Raw genomic sequence first — 2,758 nt, 5'->3', positions numbered from 1 at the left:
GGCCGCCTCGACGCGCGCCACCAGCTCGGCGTCCGGGGCGACCAGGCCGGGGCGGCGGTTGGCCCAGGTGACGGCGCCGGCGGTCGTGGCGAGGGCGGCCGTGCCCGCGATCCCGCCGAGCAGGCGACGCCGGGTGAAGGTGCGACTCATGACGGCTCCTCGGTCTGACGGGGACGGTCCAGGCGAACGTCGGGTGGTGTCGGGGCCGAGTCTGGCCGTCCCGGCCCCGCCGCTCGGGGCGATTCGTCACCGACGCCCTCATCGGGTGGTCGCCTCGCTGTTCTCTCCCCTTCAGGCTGCCCCTCTGCGGGAGGCTCGGTAACGGCGGAAGGCCCCGTCGCCCAGGGACGAAGGTCCCTACCCCCTGGGGGTACTTGCCTTATACCCCCTAGGGGTATAGCTTGCTTGTGGAGGTGGACGGGATGAAAGACGAACACACGACACACGGCGGCACCGCGGGCGCCATGGCGCAACACGCCGCCGGGCACGACGCCCACGGCGGCCACGGCGGGGGGCATGATCCCCAGGCAGGTCACGGGGGCGGGCACGACAAGCACGCCGGTCACGACCCGGAGCAGTTCCGGCGCAAGTTCTGGCTGAGCCTCGCGCTGACCCTGCCGATCGTGGTCACCAGTCACATGGTCATGGACTGGTTCGGCTACTCACTGGAGTTCCCCGGGATCGACCTGGTCGGCCCGGTCCTCGGATCCTTCGTCTTCTTTTACGGGGGCTGGCCGTTCCTCGTCGGCGGCGTCCGCGAGGTCCGGGACCGGGCCCCCGGCATGATGCTGCTGATCTCGATGGCCATCACGGTCGCGTACGCGGCCTCGCTGCTCACCAGCCTCGGCGCCTTCGACCTGGACTTCTGGTGGGAGCTGGCCGCCCTGGTGACGATCATGCTGCTGGGCCACTGGCAGGAGATGAAGGCGATCGGCCAGGCGCAGGGAGCGCTGGCCGCCCTGGCCGCGCTGCTGCCCGACGACGCCGAGCGGATCGCCGACGACGGCGCCGTGACCCGGGTCCCGGTGGCCGACCTGCGCGTCGACGACGTGGTGCTGGTCCGCTCCGGTGGGCGGGTGCCCGCCGACGGGCGGATCGTCGACGGCGCCGCCGAACTGGACGAGTCGATGATCACCGGGGAGTCCCGGCCGGTGCCGCGCGGCGTCGGCGACCGCGTGGTCGCCGGCACGGTCGCCACCGACTCGTCGCTGCGGGTCCGTGTCGACGCCGTCGGCGAGGACACCGCGCTGGCCGGGATCGGCCGGCTCGTGGCCCAGGCGCAGGCCAGCAGCGGCCGGGCCCAGGTGCTCGCCGACCGGTTCGCGGCGATGCTGTTCTACATCGCCACGGCCGCCGCGGTGGTCACCTTCGTCGTCTGGTGGGCCGTCGGCAACGTGGACGACTCCGTGGCCCGCGCCGTGACGGTGCTGGTGATCGCCTGCCCGCACGCCCTCGGGCTGGCCATTCCCCTGGTGATCGCCCTGTCCACCGCGCTGTCGGCGAAGGCGGGCGTCCTGGTGAAGGACCGGCTGGCGCTGGAGCGGATGCGGACCGTCGACGCGGTGCTGTTCGACAAGACCGGCACGCTCACCAAGGGACAGCACACCGTCACCGGCATCGCCGCCGCGGGCGGGACGACGGAGGACGAGGTGCTCCGGGTCGCCGCCGCCGTCGAGGCGGACAGTGAGCACCCTCTCGCCAAGGCGATCGTCGCGGTGGCGTCCGAGCGCGGCCTGCGGGCCGTCGCCCGCGACTTCCGGTCGCTGACCGGCCGGGGCGTACAGGCCGTCATCGACGAGACGACCTGGGCGGTCGGCGGCCCCGCCCTCCTTCGGGAGCGTGAGGTGACCGTGCCGGACGAGCTGACCACCGCCGCCGAGAGTTGGTCGAAGCGAGGTGCCGCCGTGCTGCACCTGGTCCGTCTCGCCGACGGCGACCGACCGGTCGCGGTCGGCGCGTTCGCCCTCGAGGACGAGGTCCGGCCGGAGGCCCGCGCCGCCATCGCCGAACTGCGGGAGCAGGGCATCAAGAAGATCGCCATGATCACCGGCGACGCCCGGGCGGTCGCCGAGGCCGTCGCCGCCGACCTCGGGTTCCGGCCCGGCGTCGACGAGGTCTTCGCCGAGGTCCTGCCGGCCGACAAGGACCGGGCGGTCGCCGAGCTGCAGAGCCGGGGCCTGACCGTGGCGATGGTCGGCGACGGGGTCAACGACGCACCGGCCCTGGCCCGCGCCGACGTCGGCCTGGCCATCGGCGCCGGCACCGACGTGGCGATCGAGTCCGCCGGGGTGATCCTCGCGTCGTCGGACCCGCGCGGCGTCACCGGCGTGATCCGGCTGTCCCGGGCGGCGTACCGGAAGATGGTGCAGAACCTGGCCTGGGCCGCCGGCTACAACGTGGTGGCGATCCCGCTCGCCGCGGGTGTCCTCGCCTGGGCCGGGTTCACCCTCAGCCCGGCGGTCGGGGCGGTGCTGATGTCCGCCTCGACGATCGTGGTGGCCGTCAACGCCCAACTGCTGCGCCGGGTCCGGCTGACCCCCGACGAGAGCTGACACCGGCACCGGGCCCGGTCGGGACGCACCGACCGGGCCCCGCCGCGCGTCCGGCGATACGGCACGATGGCGTGGTGCCTCGACGACGCGTGGACCTGACGTGACCGCCGTCGCGGTGGTGGCCTTCGGCCTCGCCTGGTGGCTCGGTCTGTACCTGATCGCCCGCAACCCCCGGGAGCCGGTCCTGCGCCGCGCCGGGGCGGGCC

1 protein-coding gene is annotated in these 2,758 nt (G+C 74.0%); it reads left to right on the top strand.

The genetic code is table 11. The features are described 5' to 3' along the window. Window positions 1-422: 422 nt before the first annotated feature. Entirely contained in the window at window positions 423-2,552 is a 2,130-nt protein-coding gene (locus AB0I76_RS27020; RefSeq protein ID WP_357041079.1) for a heavy metal translocating P-type ATPase, read from the top strand. The last annotated feature ends 206 nt before the right edge of the window (window positions 2,553-2,758 follow it).

The sequence above is a fragment of the Micromonospora sp. NPDC049799 genome, assembly GCF_040656655.1.
GTDB lineage: Bacteria > Actinomycetota > Actinomycetes > Mycobacteriales > Micromonosporaceae > Micromonospora.
The sequence above is the reverse complement of the archived record's forward strand: the minus strand, read 5'-3'. Positions and strand labels throughout refer to the sequence as shown.

Bases quoted from the DNA above. Each gene is read 5' to 3' on its own strand.
- AB0I76_RS27020 (WP_357041079.1), top strand. From the start codon at position 423: ATGAAAGACGAACACACGACACACGGCGGCACCGCGGGCGCCATGGCG.